Origin of the sequence: Thermotoga profunda AZM34c06, assembly GCF_000828675.1 — a bacterium.
Lineage (GTDB): Bacteria > Thermotogota > Thermotogae > Thermotogales > DSM-5069 > Pseudothermotoga_B > Pseudothermotoga_B profunda.
On record NZ_AP014510.1, the window covers coordinates 2,099,127 to 2,124,728 of the forward strand.

The 25,602-nt window shown below is 40.0% G+C and carries 26 protein-coding genes; 8 read left to right on the top strand and 18 right to left on the bottom strand.

Translation table 11 applies throughout. The annotated features are described in order from the left end of the window. Window positions 1-24: 24 nt before the first annotated feature. Genes TSP02S_RS10220 through TSP02S_RS10280 form a run of 13 tightly spaced genes read right to left on the bottom strand, consistent with a single transcriptional unit; the run spans window position 25 to window position 12,843 of the window. Window positions 25-1,401: a transporter permease gene (locus TSP02S_RS10220; RefSeq protein ID WP_041083812.1), complete on the bottom strand. Its 1,377-nt coding sequence runs from the start codon at window positions 1,399-1,401 to the stop codon at window positions 25-27. A 15-nt stretch (window positions 1,402-1,416) separates the two neighbouring features. Then, window positions 1,417-2,709, bottom strand: a complete 1,293-nt coding sequence (locus TSP02S_RS10225; RefSeq protein WP_041083814.1) for an FAD-dependent oxidoreductase — start codon at window positions 2,707-2,709, stop codon at window positions 1,417-1,419. A gap of 4 nt (window positions 2,710-2,713) precedes the next feature. Further along, entirely contained in the window at window positions 2,714-2,995 is a 282-nt protein-coding gene (locus TSP02S_RS11070) for a (2Fe-2S)-binding protein (RefSeq protein ID WP_041083816.1), read from the bottom strand. Further along, complete coding sequence (locus TSP02S_RS10235) at window positions 2,988-4,640, bottom strand: FAD-dependent oxidoreductase (protein WP_070104629.1); 1,653 nt, start codon at window positions 4,638-4,640, stop codon at window positions 2,988-2,990. Before TSP02S_RS10235 ends, TSP02S_RS11070 begins: the two co-directional genes overlap by 8 nt. Further along, window positions 4,630-4,962 (bottom strand): (2Fe-2S)-binding protein, encoded by a 333-nt coding sequence (locus tag TSP02S_RS10240; RefSeq protein ID WP_041083818.1) that lies wholly within the window; start codon window positions 4,960-4,962, stop codon window positions 4,630-4,632. The genes TSP02S_RS10235 and TSP02S_RS10240 overlap by 11 nt, the downstream gene beginning before the upstream one ends. Before the next feature lie 5 nt (window positions 4,963-4,967). After that, complete coding sequence (locus TSP02S_RS10245) at window positions 4,968-5,690, bottom strand: aspartate/glutamate racemase family protein (protein WP_041083820.1); 723 nt, start codon at window positions 5,688-5,690, stop codon at window positions 4,968-4,970. 16 nt (window positions 5,691-5,706) lie between these two features. Further along, window positions 5,707-7,593, bottom strand: coding sequence for a TRAP transporter permease (locus tag TSP02S_RS10250; RefSeq protein ID WP_041083822.1), 1,887 nt, complete (start codon window positions 7,591-7,593; stop codon window positions 5,707-5,709). Between the two features lie 19 nt (window positions 7,594-7,612). Beyond that, window positions 7,613-8,620 (bottom strand): TAXI family TRAP transporter solute-binding subunit, encoded by a 1,008-nt coding sequence (locus TSP02S_RS10255; protein ID WP_041083824.1) that lies wholly within the window; start codon window positions 8,618-8,620, stop codon window positions 7,613-7,615. 41 nt (window positions 8,621-8,661) lie between these two features. Further along, a complete protein-coding gene (locus TSP02S_RS10260) occupies window positions 8,662-9,852 on the bottom strand; it encodes an NAD(P)/FAD-dependent oxidoreductase (RefSeq protein WP_052465444.1) in 1,191 nt (396 codons plus the stop codon). Window positions 9,853-9,868: 16 nt separating this feature from the next. After that, a complete protein-coding gene (locus TSP02S_RS10265; RefSeq protein ID WP_041083826.1) occupies window positions 9,869-11,323 on the bottom strand; it encodes a hypothetical protein in 1,455 nt (484 codons plus the stop codon). Between the two features lie 16 nt (window positions 11,324-11,339). After that, complete coding sequence (locus TSP02S_RS10270) at window positions 11,340-11,774, bottom strand: DUF6917 domain-containing protein (protein WP_041083828.1); 435 nt, start codon at window positions 11,772-11,774, stop codon at window positions 11,340-11,342. A 6-nt stretch (window positions 11,775-11,780) separates the two neighbouring features. After that, window positions 11,781-12,164, bottom strand: coding sequence for a RidA family protein (locus tag TSP02S_RS10275; protein WP_041083830.1), 384 nt, complete (start codon window positions 12,162-12,164; stop codon window positions 11,781-11,783). A gap of 7 nt (window positions 12,165-12,171) precedes the next feature. After that, window positions 12,172-12,843, bottom strand: a complete 672-nt coding sequence (locus TSP02S_RS10280; RefSeq protein WP_041083832.1) for a helix-turn-helix transcriptional regulator — start codon at window positions 12,841-12,843, stop codon at window positions 12,172-12,174. Between the two features lie 234 nt (window positions 12,844-13,077). On the opposite strand from TSP02S_RS10280, the gene TSP02S_RS10285 reads away from it, so the two are divergent. The 5 genes from TSP02S_RS10285 to TSP02S_RS10305 are packed head-to-tail and all read left to right on the top strand — an operon-like array spanning window position 13,078 to window position 17,282. After that, the gene (locus TSP02S_RS10285; protein ID WP_144380769.1) at window positions 13,078-13,710 is read left to right on the top strand and encodes a lactate utilization protein; all 633 of its coding nucleotides are present in this window, start codon (window positions 13,078-13,080) and stop codon (window positions 13,708-13,710) included. 9 nt (window positions 13,711-13,719) lie between these two features. Beyond that, complete coding sequence (locus TSP02S_RS10290; protein WP_041083834.1) at window positions 13,720-14,799, top strand: M20/M25/M40 family metallo-hydrolase; 1,080 nt, start codon at window positions 13,720-13,722, stop codon at window positions 14,797-14,799. Between the two features lie 4 nt (window positions 14,800-14,803). Continuing rightward, window positions 14,804-16,186, top strand: coding sequence for a pyruvate carboxylase subunit B (locus TSP02S_RS10295; protein WP_041083836.1), 1,383 nt, complete (start codon window positions 14,804-14,806; stop codon window positions 16,184-16,186). After that, window positions 16,183-16,989 carry a 2-amino-4-hydroxy-6-hydroxymethyldihydropteridine diphosphokinase gene (gene folK / locus TSP02S_RS10300; RefSeq protein WP_041083838.1) on the top strand — a complete coding sequence of 269 codons (807 nt, stop codon included), beginning with the start codon at window positions 16,183-16,185 and terminating at the stop codon, window positions 16,987-16,989. Before TSP02S_RS10295 ends, folK begins: the two co-directional genes overlap by 4 nt. Beyond that, complete coding sequence (locus TSP02S_RS10305; protein ID WP_041083840.1) at window positions 16,962-17,282, top strand: hypothetical protein; 321 nt, start codon at window positions 16,962-16,964, stop codon at window positions 17,280-17,282. Before folK ends, TSP02S_RS10305 begins: the two co-directional genes overlap by 28 nt. A 24-nt stretch (window positions 17,283-17,306) precedes the next feature. Here TSP02S_RS10305 and TSP02S_RS10310 read toward each other — a convergent pair whose 3' ends face one another. From TSP02S_RS10310 to TSP02S_RS10330, 5 genes are all read right to left on the bottom strand, one after another. Then, window positions 17,307-18,557, bottom strand: coding sequence for a Glu/Leu/Phe/Val family dehydrogenase (locus TSP02S_RS10310; RefSeq protein ID WP_041083842.1), 1,251 nt, complete (start codon window positions 18,555-18,557; stop codon window positions 17,307-17,309). Between the two features lie 266 nt (window positions 18,558-18,823). Continuing rightward, on the bottom strand, window positions 18,824-20,071 hold the full coding sequence (locus tag TSP02S_RS10315) for a LeuA family protein (protein WP_041083844.1): 1,248 nt from the start codon (window positions 20,069-20,071) through the stop codon (window positions 18,824-18,826). 5 nt (window positions 20,072-20,076) lie between these two features. Continuing rightward, window positions 20,077-22,017: a sodium:solute symporter family transporter gene (locus TSP02S_RS10320; protein WP_041083846.1), complete on the bottom strand. Its 1,941-nt coding sequence runs from the start codon at window positions 22,015-22,017 to the stop codon at window positions 20,077-20,079. 18 nt (window positions 22,018-22,035) lie between these two features. Then, entirely contained in the window at window positions 22,036-22,815 is a 780-nt protein-coding gene (locus tag TSP02S_RS10325; RefSeq protein ID WP_232503713.1) for a cyclase family protein, read from the bottom strand. Window positions 22,816-22,938: 123 nt separating this feature from the next. Beyond that, the gene (locus TSP02S_RS10330; RefSeq protein WP_041083848.1) at window positions 22,939-23,637 is read right to left on the bottom strand and encodes a GntR family transcriptional regulator; all 699 of its coding nucleotides are present in this window, start codon (window positions 23,635-23,637) and stop codon (window positions 22,939-22,941) included. Window positions 23,638-23,797: 160 nt separating this feature from the next. Here TSP02S_RS10330 and TSP02S_RS10335 point away from each other — a divergent pair, with 160 nt between their 5' ends. From TSP02S_RS10335 to TSP02S_RS10345, 3 genes are read left to right on the top strand one after another with little or no spacing between them, the layout of a single operon-like run. Beyond that, a complete protein-coding gene (locus TSP02S_RS10335) occupies window positions 23,798-24,412 on the top strand; it encodes a response regulator (protein ID WP_041083850.1) in 615 nt (204 codons plus the stop codon). After that, window positions 24,396-24,827 (top strand): potassium channel family protein, encoded by a 432-nt coding sequence (locus tag TSP02S_RS10340; RefSeq protein WP_041083851.1) that lies wholly within the window; start codon window positions 24,396-24,398, stop codon window positions 24,825-24,827. The genes TSP02S_RS10335 and TSP02S_RS10340 overlap by 17 nt, the downstream gene beginning before the upstream one ends. After that, the gene (locus tag TSP02S_RS10345) at window positions 24,824-25,483 is read left to right on the top strand and encodes an NAD-binding protein (protein ID WP_041083853.1); all 660 of its coding nucleotides are present in this window, start codon (window positions 24,824-24,826) and stop codon (window positions 25,481-25,483) included. Before TSP02S_RS10340 ends, TSP02S_RS10345 begins: the two co-directional genes overlap by 4 nt. Window positions 25,484-25,602: the final 119 nt, after the last annotated feature.

A 25,602-nucleotide genomic window follows, 5' to 3' on the forward strand; every position in this document is an offset into this window, starting at 1 on the left:
AGGGGGGCCGAAGCCCCCCCTGTATTACATGAGTATCATTGCCACTATCGTTGCCCCGATAAAACCAAGAATAACAGGTATAAAATTCTTTCTCGCAATCTCTTCTGGTTTGGTCTTACAAACGGCTGCTACTGCGATCAAAGCCCATGGAACTATGGTCCCTCCACCAGTATTGACTGCTGTGAGTTGTCCAAGGGCTGCAAGAACAGACGATTTCACATTAGCTGCCGTCCCCAAACCACCTGCAAGAGTACCCATCAGCGGTAATCCGGAGAACCCTGAGCCATCAAGACCAGTTATCGCACCAATTATAGCCTGCATTGGTGCAACTGCAAATCTGTTTAGAGGAACTTTCGCAGCAAGCGCATTGCTCAAATCAAAAAGTAGGGGTTTACCTGCACTTCCAAATATCTGAGTAGCGGGACCACCACCCATATAGAACAAGGCAGCAATAACAAAAACTGGAGCAAAGATCTTTACACCAAACATGAACCCTTCTCTGAGAAAGTCAACACCAAGTTCAAGACCTTCTGATTTATATTGCATCAGAGTGAATACCAGCAATAACAGCGCGGCGGTACCACCAAGTAGTGCTGTAGCATCTCCACCACGAAGTTTCAAGACAAGCATAAGCACTATATCCAATAAGAAAGCCAATGTTACTACAACAGCTTCAGTTTTCGCAAAACTACTGTGTTCCACACTCTTACTTTTTACAACGCTTTCTCCAAAGATTTCTATATCCTTTTTGGGATCGTATCCTTTGTTTGCCTTCATCGTGAAGTAGTAAGTGAGAGGAATGGCAATTACAGCCCAGACAATGATCAAAGGAACCATTGAACTCATAACCGTTCCAACAGACAATCCTGCTGCCTTAGCTGTAAGTGTTGGTGCACCTTGAATAACAAAATCTGTGGTCAAAGATATTCCATAGGCGAACATGGCTATTGCCACTCCAGCTCCTACAGGAGACAGACCAGCACTGACTGCAACAGGCACCAACAAACTTCCTATCAAAGCAACTGCCGGTGTTGGCCATATAAAGAGAGCAAGAACTGCCGTGATGATACCAACAAACCAGAATGCCGAATTTGGTCCTTTAATAGGTCTACCAAGAGTCCTTATTAACACAGCTGCGGCTCCACTTTTTTCCATTTGCTTAGAAAGAGCAACCATCAAGGAGATGACCACAACGATACCCATCAATTCATTTGCTGTGACTACAATGGCATTAAAGACCGATTGAACAGCTCCTAAGAAAGATCCCGTCACTGCCCAACCAACACACAGAGCTCCGATGATACAAATCAGTGGAGTGTCTTTTCTCAAAAACATGGTCACGACGACTGCAATCATGAACAACAAGTACAACCAATGAGCCAATCCAAGCTCTACCGCCATAACCCCTGCACCCCCTCACACGAGTTTGGTGTTGAAAATCGACCTCAATCCAACTTTTTTCACTCTTTCCTTTATAACTGTGATATTTGTTGTGTATAAATTTTTTTGACTCATTCTCTTGAAATAAATAGAACCAGAGAAGGTGTATTTGTATTGACGCCCTTCTTCTTTCTTCATTTCAGCTATGACATGATTTACAAAATCTCCAACAGCAAGTTCATCTGGAAGCCTGAGGAGTTTTTCACCAAAAACTCGTCTGACTGCATTATGACCAGCCAATGTTCCAGAGACAATCGCTTCTGTGTGTCCTACCATTGCACCGGCCTTTTCACCGGCACAGAACAGATTATCCACAGGACCAATTGCTTGGAGCTCTGGTGTGCAATTGGCAAAACCAAAATATCTCATTGAGTTACCTTTGCCACCAGCTATTGGATCTTCATACCTTGCTCTCTCCATACCAGGAACTTTTCTAAGTCTCTCAAGAGGGAAGAAAGGAGTCATCAATTTAACAGGACCTGTGTCAAGCAATACCAAATTTTCAATGAACTCTTCAAGTGCATACTGCTGGCATGCCTTCATGCTCAGAAGTTTTTCTTCCTCACGTACTTCGAGTGGCACTGGAACAAGTGCGGAACCTTTTTCTTCAAGTTCTCTAACAATCTCTGGAGCAACTGAATCCTTACACAACTTGCAAGAGCCGCTCATTGCTCCTATACTACTGTTATCTGGTTTCTTCCCGATCCATTCTTCAACACCAACTTTGGTGGTTATGCTGATTCTTGGTCCAAAGCTGTGGCATCTGAGTATACACATCGCACAACCATTACCATATTTAGTGCAATTTGCAGGTACCGCTGAGGTCCCTGTTGCATCAACAAAGGCATCTGCTTTAATTGGTTCAAGTCCTTCAACAACAACACAAGAAACTTTTTCACCTTCCTTTGCCACATCGATAACTCTGGCTTTTGTGAGAATTTGTACACCGAGCTCTTTCAGATATTCCTTGACTGCAGGTTCGATTTTATAGACGTTGTACAAACTGGCATGTTTGTGCCCTGGAAACTCAACGTTTGTATGAGTTACACAATTGTCCATAACAGAGAAAATATCTGCACCCATCTCAAGCATCTCTTCAGCCGCTGTGAATCTACCATTGTTTCTGAAGATTCCTCCAACCAGTCCTGTTCCCAAAAGCATATCTGTTCTCTCGAGCAATATTACTTCGGCACCAGCCTTGCGGGCAGATGCGGCTGCAGCACATCCACCCCAACCTCCTCCAACGACAACTATCTTCGGAGCACGCATTCAATCACCCCTTTCTTTTTGCATCACTTTCACTTAAAAGCCCCATTGGGATGGGTTTAACGGGTGGTCTAAATCTACCTGGATTGAGTTTATCAATAGATACTTTAGTAATTTGCGATATCTCACGCAAAATGATCTCTCTACACCCACGTCCTTGACACGGACCCATACCCACCCTGAGCAATCTTTTTAACTCACTGATAGTTGTATGTCCAGATCTTATAGCTTCTCTAATCTCTTTCAGAGTTATTTCCTCACATCTACAAACGATGACCTCTTCATCCATGGTTGATCACCCTGATTGACCTGATTTGCATTACCAAATCTCTTGGTACAACTACATGGACAACAAGTGTCTTATCTTTTTTTGGTTCTTGAACACGAATGACTTTCCCAATTGCCACTACTTCACCTTTCCTGTCAAGGCATTGAACTTCTTCATTTATGTTGGGTTTCGGAAGCATTTCATAAGGTAATTTCATGATTGCCTTATTCTCTTCGATATGTGTTAAATCAACCACAAAACACGCCAACCCGGGACAAGACGCAACACAAAGCGCACATCCGGAACATTTTGAATAATCAATCTGTGGTAGATCATTTATATTTTCGAATGGTAAGATAGCCCCAGTTGGACAATTTGTATGGCACGGATCACATGGTATTGGTTGTGGACACTCGATTATTGCAAGTCCGCCTTTTTTTCTGTCCCATAGTTCAAGTGGGGGTAGAACAGATTCAATCATATCTTCTGGTAAAATTCCGCTACAGAATTCTTCATTATATATTGTTTGTGACTGTACTTTGGTTTCTGCACAATACTGAATATTTATTGGTGGATTATCCAATTTGTGCAACAATACTTTTTTTACACCATCTCTAATCTTGGAAGCGATCTCACCTCCACGCAAAAGATTAAGCTCATTCCAATATTCAACTAATTTTTGATTAAAGACAGACTCGTTGATTTTCCCAAGTGAATAAGCCACGGAAAGGCCCGCAATCTTTCCTTCAATCATCGCACTTGATGCTTCCTCTATCCCAGATGCATCACCAGCGACCCAGATGTCAGGGTGTGTTGTACGCATTGTTTCATCTCTCTTTGGGACATATCCAGAGAGTTCAGGAACATAATTCATTTCACAACCTGCCTGCCATAACAATTCACAAGTAGGACTCAAACCAACCGCCAAGCATATAACATCACAGTCTATTCTCTTTTCCTCACCACACCATTCACCCTTTTGGTCTACTGCCTGAATTATTGCCCCTTCGACCCACGATGTTCCCAATGCCCTTTTTATTGTGTGACGCAAATATATGGGTATTCCCAAGCGGCGGATTTTTGCAGCGTGTACCCAATATCCACCAACTCTTGGTGCGAATTCCACGATACCAGCCACTTCAACACCGGCCTGTAGAAGTTGATAGCTGACTATTAATCCAATGTTACCTGCGCCAATCATTAAAACGCGATTACCTGGCACTACCCCGTAAACATTCATCAATGTTTGAACAGCTCCAGCGCCATAAATCCCAGGTAGATCATTACCGGGAAATGGTATGAGTTTTTCCAAGGCACCAGTCGCAACCACTACCTTTTCGGGATTTATTACGAAAAATTCTTGTTCCCCTGTCATGCAGGTTATGATCTTTTCATCTGTATAGTAACCCACCGCCGTTGTATTCAAGAAAAACTCTATATTATCCTTACTCATCAGTTGCTGTGTCAAGAGTTTTGCTATCTCTATTCCGCGAGTACCTGCAAATTCGTTGCTTGAACCGAAAAATTTATGTGTTTGTTTTACAAGTTGTCCACCCAAAGTCAGTGATTCGTCAACTAAGGTAACCTTGCACCCATATGAGGCAGCCTCTATTGCTGCGCAGAGACCCGCTGGACCACCTCCTATGACTAAAACTTCAGTCTTCATGATCTTGCACCTCCTGCTGGAAAGTCCCTTTGCCACGTTGAGTTTTTATGACCATTCCTTCTTTTAGAGGAGTAATACATGAACGAATATTTGGAACACCATCAACTATTACAAAACATGAAGAACACTTACCTATTGCACAAAAGAAGCCTCTAGGCCTGTTGTATTTCTCGGTATAGCTCAGAATTCTTATACCGTTCGCATGCAAAGCAGCCGCTATGGGTTCTCCTTCGAAACCTTCCATTTCCTGGCCATCGAACGTGAATTTAACCTTTCTTCCGTGTCGATATTCCAGAATTGGATGCTGCCGGATTAGCCTCATCGTTATCACCTCAAGATATCAAAACCATTGAAATTAATGGTTGCGCTAACGAATTTTATTAAACTCACAACATCAAAAACAGGTAAACCTGTCTCCAATCTCACATCTTCTGCGAATGGTGGCATATTGGTACACTCCAAAACAATTGCACCGACAGAAGGATCAGATGCCAGAATTTTGGCTTTGTTTATCATTTCTTTTCGAGCCAAATTCACGTCGATCTCCCATGAGTCATACAACAAAGCTTTCCCAAAATCTGTATCTTCGATCCCAACTTTGACAATATTTTTTTCTAAAGCACCCACAGCTTTAAAGTGTTTTTCACTCAGAGCTTTACTATTTGCTGTTATCACTCCAACTTTTCGTGTTGATCCGATCATCTTGCTTACAATTGGTATCAAAATCAAAGCCGAACTGACAAATGGTACTTTCAAAACTGATGCAATTTCATCTTGAAAAAGCGATAAGAAGCCACAGGAAGTTGCTATAACTTTGACTCCACTGTTCTCAAGTTCTTTAGCCGCTTCAATGAATCTGCCTAAAAACGGCTCTGGATTATTTTCGATAATATTCTGGGGGTTGGCACCTTTTATTACTTCGTAAAGAACGGGGAAGTCCCAGGTCAAAGCATTACCTATATCGCCAGGTAATCTGGGAAAATGTGTCTCAAGCATTATCACACCAAGTTTAAAACCATAAATGTTTTTTCCGCCTTTAACAACTGACACCTGAGACCTCCTATCATCATGCTTCTCTTTTCTTGATCAAGAATTTAGTCAAGGACATATACACAACCGCGACTATAAAAACAACTATTGCCAGAATCTCTTTTGGAAATTTTGGCGTCGCTGTGGCCCAAACCGCCAAAGCAAGCACGAAAAACACGATAAATCTTTCATAAATGTTCAATTTTTTTCTGAAATATCCCGCAACTCCCACTGCCAATAGGTAACTAATCAAAGACATAAGGATGACAATCGTCAAAATCTGCCAAACTGAACCTCTCATCAAAAGCGCATCGTTGTAAACAAAGATATAACCAACCAAATATCCCGTCAGACCAAGTTTCCAACTTTCGTAACCAACCTTCATAGGATCGGCTTTGGCTATAGATGCACCACAGTAAGATGCAACACATACAGGCGGGGTTACTTCAGATAATTTTGCAAAATACAGAGCAAATAGATGGGCTTTTAAAACATCCACACCCATTTTTAATAAGGCAGGCGCAGCTATTGTCACCGCAATGATATAGGCTGGTGTCGTTGGTAGTCCCATTCCCAATATCAAACATGTTACCATTACCAGAATCAATGCAAGTAAAAGCTTACCTCCTGCTAAACTCGTTATAACAGAAGCCAATCCCAATCCAAGGCCGGTGTAAGTTAGCACACTTACAACAATACCCGCGCCAGCACAGGCAAGAGCAACAATGATCATATTTTTCCCACTGGTCTCTAATGCCGAGATTATTCTTTTTGGTGTCATCATTGTTTCTTTCTTAAAAAAGCTGATTGCTATTGAAATCCAGATTGAGTAATAAGCTGCCATGAATGGAGAATAACCTTTAACCAGAAAATAAACCAAACCAACAGCTGGAGCAAGCAGATAACTTTCTTTGAGAATCTTTTTCCATGATGGCAATTCTTCTTTTGGCAGACCCTTTAGTCCATCTCTAAGTGCAACAAGATGTACAGTAATACCTAAGGCAATATAATAGAAGATAGCACCAAGTAAAGCCGCCAAACAAATTTTTACATAAGGAATATTAGTCAATTCTGACATTATAAATGCCGCAGCACCCATCACAGGCGGCATGAATATTCCACCCGTGGATGCAACAGCTTCAACTGCACCAGCAAATTCAGGTTTATAACCCATCTTTTTCATCATGGGGATAGTAAAACTTCCAGTAGCATAAACGTTACTCGCCGCTATACCACTTATTGAACCAAACAATCCACTTCCTACAACCGCAATCTTTGCAGGACCACCAGGACCCTTTCCGGCTATACGTGCCGCTACCATTGTCAAATAATTACCAACACCCGTTGATTCCAAAAAGGCACCAAAGATTACAAACATCGCAACTACAGTTGCAGATATTCCTGTGATGCTTCCATAGATACCGCTATCTGTTATCAAGTAAAACATCTCTACAAACCTACCAAGTTTCATTGGTTTGTTGTAAAAAATTCCAGGCAAATAAGGGGCAATATACACGTAGGCCATCATTGCTATCAATAAAATTGTCATTGCAGGAACAACGGCGCGTCTTATAGCTTCCAAAAGCAAAATTATGATAATAATCCCAAGAATTATTTGAGTGGTTGTCAGTGGATCTACACGCTCAAATCTCATATTCAGAGAATTGTTGTATATCATTAGATACAATGAAGGTATCGTTGACAAAATCGCTAAAGTGATATCAAGAACAGTGAACCTATCTTTCGGTGATTTTTTCGTTGCGGGGTAAAGAAGAAATGCCATGGGAAGTAATAAAAGCAAATGTGCTCCTCTTTGTAATCGTGGCTGTAATATTCCCACTGTTGCGGTATACAAATGAAATAGGGCGGTGGCAACAAGCCACACACCCACAACCCATCTCTGCCAACCTCTGAGTTCTCTCATCCGTGCACCAACTTTCCCATCATTTCAAATATCCAGCTTCTCTGTAATACCTCTCTGCACCAGGATGCAATGGTACTGCGATATTCTTAGCACCGTTCTCTGGTACAAAAGTTTTGTTGGCAGGATGAACGTTCCACAATTCTTGTAAATTCTCACATAATATTTTCGTAATGGTATAGGCAACTATCTCGGGTACATCTGCGTTGATTAACAACTCACCAGCTGTAACAACAGTGGGGACAGCATTATCCTGACCTTGGTATGTACCAGCTGGAATAACACAAAGGCCCGAAGAACGTGGAACTGTTCCTAATTCTCTACTCATTGCATCGATACAATCATCCGAAATAGAAAGTAATACAGATTTTCTGGAGATGAACATCTCTGTTACGGCTGATCCTGGAAGTGAAAGGTGTGTAGTCACAAAATCCACATGACGGTCCTTGTACAAACTTGTCATATCCGCATAAGTTGCATGGAAATATTCTCCACCTGCTTTCTTTATACTATCTAAAGTCACACCGTAGTATCCAAGTATGCGTTCTATTATTGGTAGATCTGAAGTCCCTTTCATTGGAACTGCTATTCTGACCGGTTTACCAGCTTTTATCATGTCTGCCAATTCTTTTACAGTAGATATACCCTTGTCAGCGCTCGCAATAAAGTGGATATGATAATAACCAAAATAACCACCCAGTGATCTCACCTTGGGATTTGGTTTCTCGTACAGTGGTGGGACACCCAAAAGTGCCATCTTATCAACAAAAGTGATCCCCCATCCAAGATCTGCATCACCGGACGACACCTGTACAGGGTTGACAACTCCTCCACCAGGGACAACCTTTATCGATATTTTAGGTTCTTTCTGATTTATGAGAGCAGCTATTGCTCCTGCCTGTGCATACCATCCACCACCAACACCACCAGCAACCCACGTCAAAGTCACTGGTTTCAATTCTTGAGCAATTCCAATTGTACTTACAAGGATACTTAAAGCAAGAATCAGAATGAAATTAGCCCTTTTCACTTGAAATCCCTCCCTTAGGATGCCAAATTCAAAGTAATTTTCTACTTGTTAACGATTCCTGAAGTTATCTGAGAATAAAAGCGAGATGGACTGATTTCATCGATTTCAAACACTGGTTTTCTACCGCAAATCAAGTCTGAAACCAACTTTCCCGTTATTGGTGCAAGCGCTATTCCATCTCCTTCATGCCCTGTTGCAATGAAGAAACCTGAGTTAGAAGGATCTTCTCCTATGATATATTTGCCATCTTCACAAGCGGGTCTTAAACCAGCAAATGATCTTATAATGCGCACTTTACTGAATATGGGAAACAATTCAACGGCTCTTCTTATTATGGCTTGCAAGGCTTCGTATGTTGTACTTTTGTTAAACCCGACATATTCTCTCGTACTACCTATGAGGTAATTACCACTGTGAGTCCTCGACATTGCAAAACCAAGGCCGAGTCTTTTTGAAATCTCGTCACGATCAAAATGAGACAGATGTTTTGAAATGATGTAGTTTGCATCCCAGGCATCTGTTTCACCAATTTCCTCGATGGGTTCTGTCACGACAATCTGTCCCCGTTTGGGGCGTATTGGCAAGTTAAATCCCACAAGAGATGCCACTTTCCCAGACCAGACTCCGGCGGCATTCACTACAATGTGTGAGTTATAAGATTGGTTTGAAGAAGTTCTCACCTCCCAGAAATAAGAGTTTTTTCTAATCTCAACAACTTCCGCATTTCTTATGAGTTCAACACCAAGTTTGGCTGATTTTTTTAAAAGTGCAAATAAAACACGGAATGGATTAACCTGAGAATCATCCGGTGAGTATGTCGATGCTATCACGTTGTCATTTATCCAAGGCTGCTTCTTTTTGATCTGTTTCTTATCCAGTATTTCTACATTTAAACCTATAGACCTTTGTCTTTTGACGAAATCTTCCATAACAGGTATGTGCTCAGGTTTATCGATTAAAATCATACCGCCACGTGTTGCAAACTCGATATCTTCTTCTAACTCACTTTGCCACTCCCGATATATCTCAAGACTTGACATGGCAAGTTTCAAAGGGAGTCCGGGTGCCTTAGATTGCAAGAGTATCATGTGATCACATGCGCCAGAAGTACCACTGCCTATATCATCCCGCTCGAGTACAAGTACACTTTTGTTTGATTTTGCAAGATGATATGCACAAGAAAGGCCTATTATTCCCCCACCAATGACGATGCAATCATAACCTTTGAGCACCCGAACTCCCCCTCTATCAAATCAATCCTGAGTATTTCGCAACGATTTCAATCAATCTCACAAGACCCCTTACGGCAAGTCTTGCTTTTTCTTCTATTACATCACCATTTTCATCGGTTGTACCAAGCCCCAGAGACACAAATATATTCGCATCATATGCAACTGTCTGTATTATTCCCATCACATCTGTACCAGATTGCAATATATTTGTTCCCGCATACATATCCTCAATCGAGAAAATTGGGAATGGTACACCTTTTTCCCAACAATCATCATAGTTTATTTCGACGGCTCCAGAATTGTAGCTCTTGGAAATCTTGAATATATGTTTTATTTTACTATCAAGTTTAGAGAATTCTTCAACTGTTATTTCATATAACTTGTCAATACCTGCTTTGTACTTATCTGCCTTTTGTCTCAATGCCTTCAATGCCGCTATTGCCCCAGCAAGGGATTCTTTACCTGGGTCAAAGGTCACGTAAGCCGCTTTACCATATGAAGACCACGTACCACTTCGATCACCGTGTGTCCCCATTGCTCGTCTGATAGGAACCATTACATCTTCGCGACCAATTATCAGACCGCAAGTGGGTGCTCCTGCCGCTTTATCCATACTATAAGTCATAACCCACGCGCCAGTCTTTCTTGGATCTGTCCCTATAAATGGAACACCCCAGGCATTATCAACGATGTATGGAACATTGTAATACTGTGCAAGCTCACCAATTTTCTTCTGAAGTATGGGGGTACCATCTTTGTCTTTTTCACCGTATCCGTATCCAACTGTGTCGTATCCAAGTGATGAGAAACCAGCTAAAGTATCAGCATATCTTTCGGCGTATTCCTTGATTTTATCTGCCGTGCCCTGTGCATCAACACCGCTGAGTAAGATAACAGGGTGATACTTTATGCCGTGAACTGGATACCTTCCTCCTGCCATTGGGACGATCACTACATCGACATTTTCAAGTCTCTTTCCATAGAAACCAAGTTCCCCGGCGGTACAACCTCTGTCTGCAAAGATGTCTTTATACTGAGGCGGAATAGGTCTCCCATAACCACCGTGGTGGTGAAGATGTCTTTCATATGGTATGATGTATCTACTTCTGTACTTGTCACCTCTTCCTGTGAATGGTGGTGAAACAAGAACATCAAAACTTAACCACAGTGCTGCTTCACATGTACTCACAAGCAATGCATCATAATCATCTCCATAGTAATCTTTGACAATATCTCTGATTTCATCTGCAAAAACTTTGTTTGGGATCACTTCTCTTGCAACCTTGCTGATGGCCTCATCTACTTCTTTCGTTATCAACCCATGACAACCAGATATTGCACCAGTTAGCCCAAACTTACCGCGCCATTCCTGAGGTATACCTATTTCGTCCGCCGCCTTTTTGGCTTCTTCAAAGATCTTTGGCATTGATTGCTTCAGATGCCTGTAAAGATGATACTTGTTCTTAAACATACAAAATCCCTCCCTTTCAGTCTCTCGTAAAATAGATCAAATCATTTAGACTCAAATTCATTTCTTCGCCAGATATAAGTTGTTCTGTGAAGATAACGATATTCTGATGATTTGGCATGTGAGTCTCATCAAAACCTGCCAATGTACCAATGCATTTTCCATTAGAGAGTTTCACCTTGTCTTTAAAAACAATCACACCAGGGTTTATGATCTCCACAAAAGCAAGATAAGCTATTTTGTTCACATTTTTTCCAGGAGCGGCATCTTTTTCATCTGTTAGAATCAATTCGTGTATTTCACCATTTTTCAAAGCTCTCGACCACGGAGATATCAAAGATAAATTCCTGTTTTCCATCTTTCCGCGAAGTACCGCTACAATCCTTCCTACAACAGTTGTCTTTTTAGCATATGGATCGTTTTTAACCATTCCAGATGCATAAGGATCTATCATTGATACTCACTCCTTGGCAGCTATAACTTCAATTTCAACTTGTGCACCTTTTGGTAAACCCGCAACCTGAACAAAAGATCTCGCTGGTTTGTGTTCGCCAAAATATTGGCTGTATATCTCATTGACTGCCGCAAAGTTGGATAAATCTGTCACGAAAACCGTGGCTTTCACCACATTTTTGAGATCACAACCACTTGCTTTGAGAATCGCTCTGATATTTTCAAAAACTCTTGCGGTTTGTTTTTTAATGTCGCCATTCACCAGTTCACCAGTTGCCGGATCGAGTGGAATCTGCCCAGAGACAAAAATAAATCCATTAGCTTCAATTCCTTGAGAATATGGACCTATCGCCTTTGGCGCTTGATCTGTACTGATTGTTTTCACAGTCATTCCTCCTTTACACAATATTGGCGTCAGATTTATTTCTTGCCTCGCGAAGATATGCATAAATGGTGAATTTAGAGTTTCCCATTTCTCTTGCAAGCAGATCAACTGCACCTTTTAGTAAAAAGAAACCTTTTTCATCGAGTTTTTTCAGAACATTTATTTTTTCTTCTTTGGTTGCATATCTCAAAGGTTTTCCTGTCAAAGATTTGACCTCTTGAATTGCTTCGTTTAAAAGTTCTTCCACTCTGCTTGCGAATTTTTCATGATTTGCTCCGGCGAGATCTTCCAATTTTTGAAAAGACAGATGTTGATCAATCACTTGCTTGAACATAGAAACCTTAGTTGTGTCAAAGTTGATACATAAGAAACCTATGATTCTCTCATTTTCATCGCGTATAAATATAGTTGTTGAACGCAAAATCCTACCATCTGAAGTTGTAGTCATATAATTTGGCACGATATCGACTTCTCTGAATTTCTCTGATCTGAGTATGTACAGTCCAAGATCTGTTAGAGGCGCCCCAACCTTTCTTCCTGTAACATGACCATTCTCAATTGCTATGACGGAACGTTCGGGATCTGTTATATCATGAAGGACGATTTCATAGTCGGGACCTAACATTTGTGCAAGTCCTTTGGTAACTGGTATGAACGCCTTTAAAATTGGATGAATCTTTTTCATAATTTCAACCCTCCTTCATTATACAAAAATTTGTATACTTATACAATAGTTTTTTGATAGAGATACAATAGTTTGTATAAAGAAATCCAATGAATAAAATCTCTCTTCCATCAAAAATGAATTTTTTTGGCAAAATCTGCCATAAAACCGCCGAATTTGGTCTAAAGTTAACAATAGTTGTTCGTCACTCAAATTTTACTCCTATGAGATAATAAAATTAGAGGAGTGATACCAATGAGAGAAGAGCTTTACAAATTTAAGTACAAATCCTTGTGCGAGAAAGTTAAGCCAATTCTCGAAAAAAAGCAATTCGAGGTATATATTGTTGAGAATGTCCAGCAGGCAAAGGAATTGGTGGAAAAACTGATACCAGAGGGATCAGTCGTGAGCTCGGGTGGGTCTCTTACGTTGAGTGACTCTGGGATACTGGACTTATTGAGAAGTGGAAGGTACAAATTTTTAGATCGTTACACTTCCAGCGACAGAAGAAAAACAGAACTCGAAGCTTTCAACAGTGATTACTATCTTTGTAGTGCAAATGCGATTACAATGAATGGTGAACTTGCCTTTATGGATGGCTTTGGCAACAGAGTAGCTTCGGTGACTTATGGGCCAAAGAATGTCATTTTGATTGTGAGTGCAAATAAGATCGTGGAGAATCTCGAAGCAGCGAGAGAAAGGATTAGATACATAGCACCTATGAATGCGAAAAGACTTTCTCTTTCAACTCCATGTGCAACTACAGGAATTTGCCAAGACTGCGATTCACCACAAAGAATCTGTAGATATTTTCACGTCGTATACGATTCACGCAACTTACCAAAAAGGATAAAAATCATTTTCGTGCTTGAAGAGCTTGGATTGTGAGGGAATGCCATGGAAGAAAAATGGTTGAGATTGTATGAGAAACTCGTCAACACCGATACTGGCTTTGATATCAGTCTTTCAACAAAGTTAGAAAGGACATTTTTTGTAGCCGAAATATTAAATACATATGGTTTTGAAGTACATCAAGAAGAGGCAGCACATGTTGCACTTTCTGGAGAAGAACCATATTTGACTCTGATAGGACATCTGGACACTGTTTTTAAAGAAGGAGAGTCTAAGACAAGACCATTTCAAATAAAAGAAAATTTAATCTATGGACCTGGCGTTTCAGATATGAAAGGTGGAATAATCACCCTGCTTGCAACTGTAGAAGCCGCCAGGAAAAATTCAATCAACAACCTTTGTGTGATACTCAATGTTGATGAAGAACTTGGTTCAAAAGTAAGTAGAGAAACTTTTTACAAATATGCAAACAAGAGTGTGTGTTGTCTTTCATTTGAACCCGGTGGCGTGAATGGTGAAATTGTTGCGAGTAGAAAAGGTATCGTTTCGATGAATCTGACTGTGAAAGGAAAGAAAGGTCATGCCTCAAGACTCCACGAAGGTGCAAATGCTTTGGTGGAAGCATGTCGAAAAGTAGATAAGATATATTCTCTAAACGGTGCCTTTGGAGATTTGACGCTAAACCCCACGATAATCAATTCAGGTGAAAAATCGAATATCACGCCAGATTTGTGCAACGTATACTTCGATGTGAGATTTTCCACAAAAAACGATCTCGAGAATTGCAGAAAAAGTATCTCAGAAATATGTTCAGACACTTCAATAGAAGGTACTGTTTGTGAATTTTCTTTTCAAGAGCGAAGGCCGGCGATGGGTTTTCACCCACAAATGAGGACTGCCCTTGAAAAAGCCTTTGAAAAAATTGGTAGAAGATTTGAGCTACAGCATTCAAGCGGCGGTGCGGACAGTGCATTTTTCTACGAATTCAACGTCCCAACAATCGATGGACTTGGTATAACAGGTGGGAGATTTCATTCGGAAGAAGAATATGCATTTCTGAATAGTTTTGAGCCAAGGGTTGCGTTGTCTTTAGAAATCCTAAAGTACTTTGACCAAAAGAGGTGATTAAATGAAATTTGTAGATACAACCCTGAGAGATGGTCATCAATCACTCATAGCTACCAGGATGTCAACAAAGGATATGATACCAGTTCTTGAAGCTATGGACAAAGTCGGTTTCTACTCCATGGAAATGTGGGGTGGAGCCACTTTTGACGTGGCAGTAAGGTTCTTAAATGAAGATCCGTGGGAAAGATTGAGAAAGATTAGAGAAAAGATCAAGAACACAAAACTCCAAATGTTACTCCGTGGGCAAAACCTGGTTGGTTATCGTCATTATGCAGATGATACCGTAAGACTCTTTGTTAGAAAAATGGTGGAAAATGGCATAGATATAATAAGAATCTTCGATGCCCTGAATGACGAAAGAAATTTATTGATTGCAATCGATGAAGCCAAGAAAATGAAAGCACATGTACAAGGTGCGATTTCTTATACAGTCAGTCCTGTGCATACTCTGGATTATTATCTGAATTATGCAAGGAAGTTGGTAGAGCTTGGTGTCGATTCAATTTGTATAAAGGACATGGCAGGATTATTAACACCAAAAGAAGCCTTTGAACTTGTCAATTCATTGAAAAAGCAATTTTCTTTACCAATCGATGTTCACTCACATTGCACCTGTGGACTCGCAATCGCAAGTTATCAAGCTGCTCTTGATGCAGGTGCAGATATTATCGATACAGCTCTCTCGCCTTTCGCACTCGGTACTTCTCAACCACCATTCGAACCATTTTATTACTCTTTGAGCAAGCAAGGAATAGTACCACCTCCAGACTGGGAAACACTCAACTTTTTGATTGAGTATTTCACAAAAGTGAGGGAAAAATATTCAGCCTTTGATGTAAAAATGACCACCATTGACCCAAAAATACTCTATGCACAAGTCCCTGGCGGTATGTATTCAAATATGGTAAAACAACTTCAAGAACAAAAGATGTCCCATAAAATGAAGGAAGTACTCGAGGAAATTCCAAAGGTTCAGAGAGATCTTGGTTATCCACCACTCGTTACACCCACAAGTCAAATAGTTGGTGTCCAAGCCGTCTTGAACGTGATGACAGGTGAAAGATATTCGAAGGTGACCAAAGAAGTCAAGGAATACGTGAAAGGTTTCTACGGTCGACCCCCAGCACCAATCGATCCTGAATTGGTAAAAAAGATACTCGGCGATGAAAAACCAATCGATGTTCGACCTGGAGAAATCATTCCGCCAGAGGTGGAAAAGTCAAAAGAAGAACTCGGTTTGCTTGCGAAAAACGATGAAGATGTTTTGATATACATAATACTCGGTGAAGTGGGAAAAAAATACTTACAAAAACGCTATGTCGATCAATTGAAAATCGATTTTGATCTTCTCAAAGAATTCGAGGCGCCCGTTTATCCAGTATGATCATCGGTACGGGTGTAGATGTTGTAGAGATCGAAAGAATAAACGAAAATATCAGTAAAAAGATCCTGGGACCAAGGGAACTGAAGGAATTCGAGCAAATCAAAGACAAAAAAACATACCTTGCCAGTCGTTTTGCGGCAAAAGAAGCATTTTCAAAAGCCCTTGGTACTGGGATTAGAAATCTTTCTTTCAAAGACATAGAAATTATTCACAACAGCTATGGAAAGCCCGTGTTGGTTTTTCACAGAGATTTTACCTTCAACTTTGCCCATTTGAGCATTGCACACGATCATTTAGCTTTCGCACAAGTTATCCTCGAGAGACGTTATGGAAAGGTTTATATAGGCATTGGCTCCAATATTGGCAACAGATTGAAAAACATTCAAAAGGCTTGTGATTTACTAAAGATCTCTGGCATCGATATTGTTAGAAAATCATCAATTTATGAAACTAAACCATACGGTGTGACAGATCAACCAGAATTTCTCAACTGTGTTGTTGAAGTGAATACACATCTAACACCTCACAATTTGCTCAAATTACTTTTGCAAATAGAACAAACTATGGGTAGAGTCAGGGAAAAAAGATGGGGACCAAGAATAATAGATTTGGATATACTCTTGTTTGGCAATATCGTATATGAATCTGACAATCTATTAGTACCACATTACGATATGACCAACAGGCAGTTTGTCATACTCCCACTTTTAGAAATAGATGCCCAAGATCATCCAATCGAGGTCGATCTGAGAAGATTTTTGAAAGAAGGTGAAGGGTGCAAATTGATTACGAGCAATTGGTAAAACAAATAAATTCTATAGAAGAGCAAATAGATAACTCGATAGAAAATCAAGAATACGAAAAACTATTACCACTTCTTGAGAAACGTGAACAAATAATCAGATCTTTTGAAAAGATAGACCAAAAACTCGCACAATCTATATTAGAAGCAGACAAAAAAAGAATCCAAAAAATTAAATCCCAAATGGAAAAACTCGCCGATGATGCAATTCAGATGAAAAAATCACAGATAGCCATAAAAAGCTACAAGGATTTTACTCAAGCCCAAGGCACAAGGCTGGACAAAAAAATGTAGAAAGGGCGCTTTCGCGCCCTTTTTTCATGGATAAATACCTCTTAGTTTTACTGCTTGAGCTACTCTATCGATTGCGACTATATAAGCCGCGGTCCTGAAATCTACATTGTATTTTTCCTTTGTTTTTGCCACTTCAGCAAACGCAGCCTTCATCATTTTTGTGAGCTTTGATCTTATATCATCAAGATCCCAGAAGAATGATTGCAAATCTTGGACCCATTCAAAATAAGAAACGGTCACTCCGCCTGCATTGGCGAGAATATCTGGAATGATAGTAACGCCTTTTGATAAGAGTATCCTATCTGCTTCGGGTGTTACTGGTCCATTTGCCCCTTCAACGATGAGTTTTGCCTTGACTTTGTCAGCATTCTTTTCCGTGATGGCGTTTTCCAATGCAGCAGGGACCAATATATCCACATCAAGTTCGAGAAGTTCTTCATGTTTTATCTTCTTTCCTTTTGGATACCCATCGATGAACCCATTGTGACTGTCTCTGTAAGCAATCAAATCGTTGATATCCAAACCATTGGGATCATAATAAGCTGCAGATACATCACTTACAGCAACTATCTTTGCTTTGAAATCATCGTGCAAAACCTTTGCAGAGAAAGAACCAACATTTCCAAAACCTTGTACTGCCACAGTTGCTTTAGAAATATCCTTTCCCAAAACCTTGCACGCCTCTGCAGCTGTTACAGCCACACCACGCCCTGTGGCTTCATTTCTTCCGACCGATCCTCCTATTTCCACAGGTTTTCCAGTTACAACACCTAATGCAGGATAACCTGAATGCATTGTGTAAGTGTCAACATACCACGCCATAACCTGGGCATTTGTGTTCACATCTGGGGCTGGAATATCTTTTTTCTCGCCTATGAAATTGGCTATTTCATAGAAAAATCTCCTTGAGAGCCTTTCTAATTCATGCTTTGAAAGTTTAGCTGGATCTACCTTTACTCCACCTTTTCCTCCACCGTATGGGAGATTCAAGAGTGAACATTTCCATGTCATCCAGAACGCCAACGTTTGTACCTCATCGAGTGTAACATCGGGATGATATCTTATACCACCCTTTGCTGGACCTCTGGCTGTGTTGTGCTGGCAGCGATACCCTGTGAACATTTCCACTCTACCATCATCCATCACAACTGGAAATTCAACAATCAAAGTGCGCTGGGGTCTTTCGAGGAACTTTCTAATGTTTGGATCGAGTTTCATGATATCTGCAGCATGTCCAAAAACCTCAAGCGCCTGTTGATATAATGATTTAGCCATGAAAAATCCTCCTTTCACGTAGGTTGAAAAATTCAAATCCTCATCGAGTCAAGAATTAGTGAACTACTTCACATTTTTTATTTTAACACCTCCTGTTTAAGGAAGAAACCGTCACAAACCAATGATTTTGGGACCAAAAAGCCAGCTAATTCCAAAAAAACATGGTTTGCTCGTTTATACACACTAAATCACAAGTATGCATGACTATGCATACTGGAAAAATAAAAGCCCACCGAGAAGGTGGGCTTTAAGAAACTATTTGAAATTCACTCAAGGACAAGTTTAATGATCTTATCAATCTGGTCGTCATCCAAATGATTTTTGAGTACTATACTCTGCTTTTTGACCCTCATCAATATTTCCTCTATCTGCGCATCAGTTGCTTTTAAACCTTTTTTCTGTAAATAGAGTTTGATAAAAGCCCTGCCACTTTTTTTACCACCCACGTATTTGAGTTCCCTTCCAAAAAACTTTGGATTATATGGAAACATTGAATAATCAATACCTGTTCCCTTACTCATTTTTTCGTTTGCATCTATCACTATGCCAGACTCACTGTAGAATATCTTTTCACCAACAATCGGTTTATTTGGTGCAACGTGTACTTTTGATATCTCTTGAATAAGTCTTGAAATCTTCCAAAGTTCTGTACAATCAATGCCTGTCTCTAAACCGAGAATCATTTCCAATCCAGCTATTACTTCTTCCGTTGAAGCATTACCAGTTCTTTCACCAAGACAATTAAAAGACGTTTCAACTGCTTCTGCCCCGGATGCCACCGCCATGAGTGCTGTGGCTGTTGCCAGCCCATAATCGTTGTGCACATGTATGGCAAGGGGAACACTCGGAAACCATTCTTTCATCTTTCTAACTAAGAAATTCACCGTGAAAGGATGGGCCTGACCAAATGTATCAGATATACCTATCTGGTCAATCTCTACATTTTTCAAAAGTTCTGTATAAACTGTCTTTATCCATTCAAGGTTGTTGATTCTGAAAGTATCCCATCCACAAAACTCAACAAACAACCCAAATTCTTTTGCAAGTTTTGCCCCTTTAATAATTTTGTTGATGAATTCTTTTGAATCAAGACCTAAAACATGTTTCACAAAATACGGATTGATACCGGTTTCATAGAATAGGCCATCAGCACCACACTCTGCGGCAAGTTTTACATCTTCTTCCATGATTCTTGCAAGGGCTATTTTTTTTGCCTTGAGATTCATTTTCGACAGCCTTTTGAATGCCCTTTGATCTTCTTCAGAAACTGCAGGTGTTCCTATCTCAATCATCTGAACGCCGATTCTATCGAGTTCTTGAGCTATGAAAACCTTTTCGTCTTCTGTGAACACAACACCTGCCATCTGTTCGCCATCTCTGAGAGTTACATCATGGATCAAAACCTTATCTGGTAGATGCATCTTCGAGCGTACCTCTGGATGAAAATTCAAAGGTGAAACCCAACTGTCCTTTAGAACAAACGGCTTACAACCTTCTAACTCATCAAAATGCATTTCTATCATCTCCTTGAATATTTTGAGAGTAATTCATTTCCTTTCTCGGTAATAGAAACCGTTCTTCTCCAGATTCCACCCTCTTTCAAATAGCCTCGCCTGACAAGCGAGTTTATTACAGTTGCCAGTGCCATGGAATTCAGTCCCGTCTCTTTAGATAGCTCATCTGCCAAGATTCCTGATTTCCCATGTACATGTTCAAGAATCTTGATTCCCACATCATCAACACCTTCGAGTATTTCATTGCTCTTGATTTTTGTCGGCAACGTTCTACCAAAATCTGTTATCTTGAACATATAGAAACCTGAACCACCACTTGAAACTCTCTCTATTGCTCCTGCTTTTTCAAGCGATAGGACTAATTCACTACTCTTGGATGAATCAATGTCCAACAAGTCAGTTATCTCAGCCATGGTGTTGTACCCTTTTCTTATTAAGTCAAGAACTTTGATCTCTTCATCGGTTAGATTAGATCTCTTTTGTACTGCAAAATCATATTTTGATTTTCCAAAGAAATTAGCTATTAAGGCAGCTCCAATGGATACAACTACACCTGGAATTACCATGTGTCCAAATTTATTTGTCAGAGGATATATTTTTGTTAAATCCAACAAAGTCCAAACGGACATGAATATCAAACCAACTAATCCTCCTACAAATGCACCTGTTGTTGAAAATTTTTTGGTATAAAGTCCAAGAATCACGATCACCGCTGTTGGTGCAAGCCATGCCGTTGAAAATGCAAACAGATAAACTGGACCACCAGGAAAGAAACACAGCAAGAGAGCCGCAAGACCAAATAAGGCATTCACAATCATTGATGGTTTTACAAGTTGTTCTGATTTCGCATTTGGTCTGAAAAACCTTTGATAGATATCCCTAACTATAACAGAACTCCCAGCCATGTAATAAGTAGTTGCTGTCGAAACAGAGGCAGCCATAGTCGTGAGTAAGAAATAAGCGGCAAGAACAGATGGAGTATCTCTCAGAAATATACCAAAGGCAGCAGCCGGCGCAGCGGTACCACGTGGTGCAAACATCTCGGGATGAGCCGCACCAACATAAGCTCCAAGGAGTGGATACATAAATCCATTTGCAAGGAACAATATCACAGCAGCCCACAGATATGAAAGCTTTGCAACTCTTTCACTTCTAACTGAACTCACCCTAATCCAGTAACTGTTGGAACCCCAAACCAGTGCCATACCATATAGAAAGAACGCAACAAGAACGCTCGGATAGAACATTGAAAACCAGGGGAAAGTTTTACCACTTATACCATTTGCCCATACACTTCCAGTAGGCCAATTCTGCGTTAGAAAAGATGCTCCACCATATTTGATAAGGAGAAATACTATCAAAACCGGTATTGCAAATGTACACAGCACACCTTGTATAAAATCTGTCAAGGTTACTGCCCACATACCACCTAATATTGTGAAGAACAAGAAGATTAGGAATGTGAGTAAGATTGTCGACGGAATTGACCACTTTGTAAATCCAGTGATGATTGTGGCCATAGAGAGAATATTATTTGCTGTTATACCAAGCATAGCAACTACTGTAACAAGTGTTATAACAAATCTAACTTTTCTGTCATATCTTATTTCGAGCCATTCTGGTAGTGTATGTGCTCCTGTTCTTCTTGCTACTGGTGCTATCAAAAAGGCGTAGGATATGATTCCTGTTAATGAATAAGCAACGCCCAACATGAATATACTTTTTGTAAGACCACCCATCAACGTGAAAGCAGGCGCAAGAGTCAATGTGGTCCCCGCATAACCTATCGCAGCGACACCCAAGATATTCACCAAGAGATTGATTTGTCTTCCTGCTACTAGATAATCCGTACTTCTTCCAATCCATTTTCTGGTTATCCATCCAACCAGAACCATCACAAAACCAAAGATGACAAAGAACACTGTAAAAATGGCAACAGTACCCATGAGCTCCACCCTCCTCTTTTAATCTTCAACGATAGCCACAGCGCGAACCCAACCAGCGCTCGCCTTGAATATCTTTATTGGGAAGACTGAAACTTTGAAACCAAAAGGTTTTGGAATCTTATCAAGGTTTGCAAGCTTTTCTATGTGGCAGTATTCTTTTTCAATAGATGCAAAATGAGCAGGCCAAATATAAGAACCATCCTTAGTTTCCTGATAATCTTTTGACATGTTAGAAAATGGTCTATCCCATGTATAAGCATCAATACCCGTGATTTTCACACCTTGTTTTAACAACCATAAAGTTGCTTCTCTACTCATACCAGGTTGAAGAAAATAATCCTTTGTACCCATTCTTTTGTCTGCACCGGTCATTATCAGAACTATATCAAATGGCTTTATTTTGTAGTTTATTCTCTTGAGTTCAGCTTCAAGATCATCGATTGTTATAAAATCACCGTAGTTTTTATGACGCATATCGAGAACAACACCATCGGAAAAACACCACTCCAGAGGTATTTCGTCAATAGTTTTCGATATTTTACCCTCACTCATAGGATGAAAATGCCATGGAGCGTCCAAATGTGTGCCAGTATGTGTCATGGCATCGATGAATTCATAAGACCAACCTAAACCACTTGAAAAGACAAGATCTTTTGGGTCAACACCAAAACGTTCTCGCATCTCCTGGGAACCCGCCCTGTGATCAAGGTAGGTTATTTTGGCTGGCCATGGTTCTGATGGAGAATTTGGTACTATGGTTTCACTTAAGTCAATTAATCTTACCCCATATGGTATCACCCCCTATATTTTCGATTATCGATAATACATAAAATTACACCAAAAAACAAAACTGAATGAAAAGCAATACATAGCAGCAAAATTAAGAAAATGAGCAAAGAATCCCCGAGATTTTCTTGGATCTTACATAATCTTATTCTTTCTTGATTTTTCTTTGTATTTCAACAGCATATCGTTGTAATATCTTTGGATAACATCGGCGCTGAAACGAATGTAATCTGCTATAAGCCCAGCAGCCTTTTGCGAATCTCTTGCTTCTAAAGCATAAGCTATTTCCATGAAATATTGTGAAGAAATCTTGAGGTTATCGTCGTATTCCAGGCTCAGATATCTATATCTTTTCGCTTGATCTTCGATTGATTCAAGTAATGAAACGAGCTTTTTCGACCCACATCCTTCTAAAATCACATCAGTAAATTCGAAATTAGCTTCAAACGCTTTGTCAATATCGTGTCCTATATAAGCATCTCTAAATTTTCTCAAGTATTGTTTAGCTCTCTGAATTTGCTCTTCATTGGCTCTTTCGACGAACCATGATATCGCTAATGACCATAGTTTCTCTTTTATCTTCCATATATCTAAAAGTTCTTGAAGATCGATTTTTGTCACAATATAGCCTCTGCGGGGAAATTCGGTCACAAGGTCAGATTTTTCCAAAATCTTCAATGCTTCTCTTACAGAAGTCTGACTGACGCCAAATCTTTTAGCAAGATCCATTATCTTCATGCGTTCACCTGGTTTGTAAAAGCCTTTTATTATTTCTTGTTTCAATTGCTGTGCTATACTTTCAGAAACCTTTGGCGGTTTTTGATAGACTTCCACAGGATCTTTCCTCCTAAGTAATCATTTTCACACATATTATAACTCACATGCTTGAATCCTCAAAAAGACTGAATTTGCTTGAAAGTAATTCTATCTCACATTGAAAATCTTTCTTTTACAACGTGAACTGTGGTAAACTTGTGTTTATGGTGAGAAATATATGGCTAATATTCTCGTGGTAGATGACGAAAGAAATGTGAGGACTCTGATAAAGAGAATTCTTGAAGAGCGAGACCATTCCGTCGTTGCTGTTGCGACTGCAGAAGAAGCTCTTGTAGAGCTTCGTCGGCAGTTATTCGATCTTATAACCTTAGATCTAAAATTGCCTGGCATATCTGGCATTGAACTATTAAAAAGGATGAAACAAGAAGGATATGAAATGCCAATTTTAGTTGTATCAGCAATAACTAACGCGATACCCATTGTCGAAGCAATGAAAAATGGAGCAAGTGACTACTTATCTAAACCATTTCCTGCCCAAGATCTTGTGAAGAAGGTTGAGGAACTTCTGAACAGAGAAGAAATAACCTTTGAAAAACTTGAAAGAAGAATTGAAGAAAAGATTTCCCAAGGAAAATTAGACGTTGCAGAACGCATGGCAAGAGAGTTGTTCTCGATTCATCCTTCTGCAGACTCACATTTTGTTTATGCGATGATAATGGAGAAATTGGGAAACACCGAGCTTGCATACAAACATTTAAAAGCAGCCCTTGCGTTAGATCCAGATCATAAAAAGGCAAGTAAGGAGATTCTGCGATATGAAAAAGAAAGCTGAAGGGCTTTATATAATTGTCGTTGGATGCGGAAAGATAGGATCTATAGTTGCGTCATACATGTCTGCTTCAGGTAACAACGTAGTTGTTATAGACAATAGAGAGGCAGCTTTTGATAATCTCTCAGAAGAATTCACGGGGTTCAAAATTCTGGGAGATGCGACAGAGATAGTCCATCTAAGAGAAACAAAAATTGAAAGGGCAAATGTCGTTCTTGCACTCACAGGTGACGATAACACCAATTTCATGGTTTCGACAGTTGCAAAGCAATACTTTGGTGTGAAAGAGGTCATAGCCCGAGTAAATGACCCAGATAATGAGGATATATTTAGAGAATTTGATATAGAAGTAGTTTCACCAACAGCCCTTGTGGCAGAAAAGATCATACAGAGAGTTGATGCGGGGGGACAGAGTTGAAAATCGTTATAATAGGTGGATATCGTATCGCATATCATTTGGCTCGATCTATGATTTCTAAGGGGTATCATGTTTATATTGTCAACAGAGACCCACAGGTATGTCAAGAATTAGCTAAAAAACTCTCTGCGATCATAATCAACGGAGATGGGAGCAAGAAAAATATTCTCGATCAAATAGAGTTCTCACCAAATGATATAGTTGTCATACTCACAAATACCGATAGGGATAGTTTGATAATTTCACAAATGATCAAGAAGTATTATCATGTGGAGAGAATAGTCACACTGGTAAATGATCCAGAGAACATAGACATCTTCAACAGACTCGGAGTGAAAGTGGCGATCAGTCCAACTTCTTTGTTAAGCCAAACGATACAGAGCCTTCTGCTTGTTGAAGAAATGGAAGAATTCTTTCCAGTGGAAGAAGGTAAATTAGTTTTCTTAAGACTCGAGATACCTGAAACATCTCCTTCTGCTGGTAAGAAGCTCAGAGATATAAATCTTCCAAATGAATGTATCATCGGGGGTATTTTACGGCAGAACAATGTTGTGATACCAAGAGGCGAAACCGATTTGTTGCCAGGTGATCGTGTTTTCATCATATGTGAACCAAAAGTGCAAACGCAGGTGATAAAACACCTGGTAGGTGAGTAATATGTCCTCATATCTATGGGCAAGTTATGTTGTTGTCCTGAAGGTTCTGAGTAGTATATTGGAGTTTTTTTCTTTAATCTTGCTTATTCCTCTTATTTTTTCAGTTCTGTACCGTGAAT

Coding starts and splice junctions, on each gene's coding strand:
- TSP02S_RS10320 (WP_041083846.1), bottom strand. CDS start 22,017: ATGGGTACTGTTGCCATTTTTACAGTGTTCTTTGTCATCTTTGGTTTT.
- TSP02S_RS10290 (WP_041083834.1), top strand. CDS start 13,720: ATGGAAGAAAAATGGTTGAGATTGTATGAGAAACTCGTCAACACCGAT.
- TSP02S_RS10235 (WP_070104629.1), bottom strand. CDS start 4,640: ATGAAGACTGAAGTTTTAGTCATAGGAGGTGGTCCAGCGGGTCTCTGC.
- TSP02S_RS10335 (WP_041083850.1), top strand. CDS start 23,798: ATGGCTAATATTCTCGTGGTAGATGACGAAAGAAATGTGAGGACTCTG.
- TSP02S_RS10275 (WP_041083830.1), bottom strand. CDS start 12,164: ATGACTGTGAAAACAATCAGTACAGATCAAGCGCCAAAGGCGATAGGT.
- folK (WP_041083838.1), top strand. CDS start 16,183: ATGATCATCGGTACGGGTGTAGATGTTGTAGAGATCGAAAGAATAAAC.
- TSP02S_RS10225 (WP_041083814.1), bottom strand. CDS start 2,709: ATGCGTGCTCCGAAGATAGTTGTCGTTGGAGGAGGTTGGGGTGGATGT.
- TSP02S_RS10315 (WP_041083844.1), bottom strand. CDS start 20,071: ATGCATTTTGATGAGTTAGAAGGTTGTAAGCCGTTTGTTCTAAAGGAC.
- TSP02S_RS10265 (WP_041083826.1), bottom strand. CDS start 11,323: ATGTTTAAGAACAAGTATCATCTTTACAGGCATCTGAAGCAATCAATG.
- TSP02S_RS10340 (WP_041083851.1), top strand. CDS start 24,396: ATGAAAAAGAAAGCTGAAGGGCTTTATATAATTGTCGTTGGATGCGGA.
- TSP02S_RS11070 (WP_041083816.1), bottom strand. CDS start 2,995: ATGGATGAAGAGGTCATCGTTTGTAGATGTGAGGAAATAACTCTGAAA.
- TSP02S_RS10280 (WP_041083832.1), bottom strand. CDS start 12,843: ATGAAAAAGATTCATCCAATTTTAAAGGCGTTCATACCAGTTACCAAA.
- TSP02S_RS10250 (WP_041083822.1), bottom strand. CDS start 7,593: ATGAGAGAACTCAGAGGTTGGCAGAGATGGGTTGTGGGTGTGTGGCTT.
- TSP02S_RS10310 (WP_041083842.1), bottom strand. CDS start 18,557: ATGGCTAAATCATTATATCAACAGGCGCTTGAGGTTTTTGGACATGCT.
- TSP02S_RS10240 (WP_041083818.1), bottom strand. CDS start 4,962: ATGAGGCTAATCCGGCAGCATCCAATTCTGGAATATCGACACGGAAGA.
- TSP02S_RS10295 (WP_041083836.1), top strand. CDS start 14,804: ATGAAATTTGTAGATACAACCCTGAGAGATGGTCATCAATCACTCATA.
- TSP02S_RS10285 (WP_144380769.1), top strand. CDS start 13,078: ATGAGAGAAGAGCTTTACAAATTTAAGTACAAATCCTTGTGCGAGAAA.
- TSP02S_RS10220 (WP_041083812.1), bottom strand. CDS start 1,401: ATGGCGGTAGAGCTTGGATTGGCTCATTGGTTGTACTTGTTGTTCATG.
- TSP02S_RS10270 (WP_041083828.1), bottom strand. CDS start 11,774: ATGATAGATCCTTATGCATCTGGAATGGTTAAAAACGATCCATATGCT.